2 protein-coding genes and 1 pseudogene are annotated in these 2,859 nt (G+C 44.9%); 2 read left to right on the top strand and 1 reads right to left on the bottom strand.

Translation table 11 applies throughout. The features are described 5' to 3' along the window. A pseudogene (locus tag MHM99_RS20950) lies at positions 1-485 on the top strand (LysR family transcriptional regulator); the annotation flags it as partial. A 99-nt stretch (positions 486-584) separates the two neighbouring features. Here the strand turns inward: MHM99_RS20950 and MHM99_RS20945 are convergent. Continuing rightward, positions 585-1,418 carry a class II glutamine amidotransferase gene (locus MHM99_RS20945; protein ID WP_014950765.1) on the bottom strand — a complete coding sequence of 278 codons (834 nt, stop codon included), beginning with the start codon at positions 1,416-1,418 and terminating at the stop codon, positions 585-587. Positions 1,419-1,853: 435 nt separating this feature from the next. Between MHM99_RS20945 and MHM99_RS20940 the strand changes: the two genes are divergently transcribed. Further along, positions 1,854-2,714, top strand: a complete 861-nt coding sequence (locus MHM99_RS20940; protein WP_239220455.1) for a hypothetical protein — start codon at positions 1,854-1,856, stop codon at positions 2,712-2,714. Positions 2,715-2,859: the final 145 nt, after the last annotated feature.

Raw genomic sequence — 2,859 nt, 5'->3', positions numbered from 1 at the left:
AGATGTGTATAAGAGACAGGGGTTCGGGTTCGGGTTCGGGTTCGGGTTCGGGTTCGGGTTCGGGTTCGGTAGCAAAAGTAGCAAGCGTATCTGGAAAAGCAAAGAGTAAAACTGATGATGGTAGAACATTAAAAGCCGTCATCAAGCATCTAGGGCTTATTAATCACCCTGATGCCATGCACTACTTGCAGCGCTATTTTAACGATTGCGGAGAAGCTGAGTTAGCCAACATTAATCCGAATAAGCTACCTCATACCGGCTACATCAACCAACTTTCGCAAATTCTACTGCCGGTAAGCGAAGGGTTGGGTTACACCGTGCTGCCCACCAGCACACTAGATTTTGTGTCTTTTGCCGACAAACTTACCGTCTACAAAGCTAAAAATGAAGTAACCGAGCCCCTATACAGTGTTCAAACACCCCACAGCGCTCTACCCGCCCGCTACCAAGTAGTGAAACAAGCCATCACGCAAGTATTGGGTTAAAAATGGGGTCAGAGTACATTATTACGCTGGGTTACTAACTCAGCACCGAGCTTTTTGAGAGCGGGGCCATTTAAGTTACTCTGACCCCATAGTTCGTGATTAGTCGTGAAGCGATGGATCTGGTGCAACCATATCGGCTTCTTTTTTGTGTTCAGGGACATCCACTTTACCCGAGGCTATGACTTCGCCTTCCTGCCATAGCTTCCACTCACCCCGTTCATAGATATCCCACTGTTCATCGTTTGTTAGCGGTTCAGTAGCAATAATGCTCACTACATCTTTTGGCGTGGTTTCAGCTGCAAAATCAATTTCCACCTCTACATCACTCAAACAAGCGGGGCCAAAAGGTGCTCTGCGGGTAATGCTAGCTAACTTTGTACTACAGAACGTAAACAACCAGTCGCCATTGCTCAGCAAGCAATTGAATACACCTTGCTGAGCGTACTCCTTTGCAAGTGAAACTAACGTTTCAGCTAACTGCTCAGGCATAGCGTCTCGGGGGAGATTTTGCCTAACATTATTCATAATATCGCAGAAAAGCTCTTCGCTATCGGTATCCCCAACTGCTTCGTAAACACCCGTCCGGCGCGAGAAATTAGGTAGTTGTCCGTTGTGCGCAAAAACCCAGTATCGCCCCCACAGTTCGCGAGTAAAGGGATGCGTGTTAGCTAAGTTAATGTTACCCACATTAGCCTGACGAATATGGCAAATCGCATTCTTGCTTTTTATAGGCAACTTCGAAACAAAGTCTGCGATGGGTGATGTGGCGCAAGGCTCGGGATCGTGAAACATACGCACGCCCTTCCCTTCATAAAAAGCAACGCCCCAGCCGTCTTTATGCGGCCCTGTTTCACCACCGCGGCGAGTCAGCCCGGTAAAACTAAAACATAGGTCAGTAGGAGTGTTCGCACTCATGCCTAAAAGTTCACACACAACGTTTGTCACCTATAGCAGTTATTTCATTAAGTATGTCGAGAATACGCAAGCACTCGAGCCGAATCAATTCGACATTGGTCCGTAATAAAGGAGAAGCGGCAGACTTTACAACTCATTCACCTTTTTAAACCCAATGACCTTCATACCACTTTATTTTAATTGAATTGCGTAAAAACGTCCGTTTTATGTTTACCTCCCCTTTCATTTACAATAAATAATAATGATAATCAATTACAAACAAACTATTCTTTCATATATATGATGCGCTACCACTCTTGCTCGATTTATTCGCTTTTCGTCATTGTTATGTGTTCGGTGTTATTACCTTATACTTCTTTTGCTAACGAGGTTTCGCCTTCAACTCATATCGCTAATACTGGGAACAACAAGGTAAATCAAACCTTTAAGCATTTATTAAGCGAACATCAAATCGTGGCAATTGGTGATATACACGGCTCCGCAGCACCGACAGAGCTCTTAATCAACGCTCTGTCTGATCGTGATATCTTTGAGAGTGTCGACGTTATTGTGACTGAGTTCGGTAATAGCCATTACCAGCCCGAGTTGGATGATTATCTGCTTAACCCCAATACAAAGGTTTCACTGCAAGAGTTAGAGCCTTTGTGGCAGGACAGTATTTATTTCATGGCGTGGCAATATAAGCATTACCGACATTTCGTACAGACACTAAGGTTACTCAATGCATCGTCAAACCATAAAGTGCGCATAGCTCTGGCTGAACCAGAGTTTAAATGGGAAGGATTGAGCAAAGAGCAGTGGCAGTCTCTCACCAAAACACGCATTGTTAACTATGAAAAAACTGTGAAGCAGATAGCTGAACAAAAAGATAAAGCGATTCTTCTGTTTGGCGCAATGCATACATTAAAGCAACCGGTGTCGTTAAAGCGCGGGGAAGCAATCAATGAGTTTGTGCCCTTTACTTCTAAGCTTAAGGACTTAAATATTGGGACAGTATGGACCCACTTTTCCACATCGACAATACCTGATATTTCTACTCCTACGCTTGTTTTGCTTAACGAAAAGAGTGAATTGAACTCCCCTTTATCCAGCGTTTCAGCACGATTTGCAGACGGCACGAATCAAAAGCTTTCAGACGTTGCTGACGCATACTATTATCCAGGCCCTTTGGACCGACATGCGCCAGTGCCTTCACATATTAAACGAGACAGCCAGTGGCACCACGAGATGAGTCGACGCGCCGCAATAGTTGACGAACGAGTCTCAGCACAAATCGCTAAGCAATTAGCTGAATGGCAAGCCGAAACCGACTAGCAATACGAAATTATGGGGTCAGAGTACTTTATTAGTAATGTACTCTGACCCTGAGGGATCCCCACGAATTTAATTTCATATGCCTCCGGCCCAGGCTGCGTCAACTATGGAGCTGTACCATTTGAGTGCAGCTTTCCACTGTCGC

The organism is Alteromonas sp. MmMcT2-2, from assembly GCF_022348305.1.
Taxonomy (GTDB): Bacteria; Pseudomonadota; Gammaproteobacteria; order Enterobacterales; family Alteromonadaceae; genus Alteromonas; species Alteromonas macleodii.
Note: the sequence above shows the minus strand (reverse complement) of the source record. Positions and strands in the feature narration are given on the sequence as shown.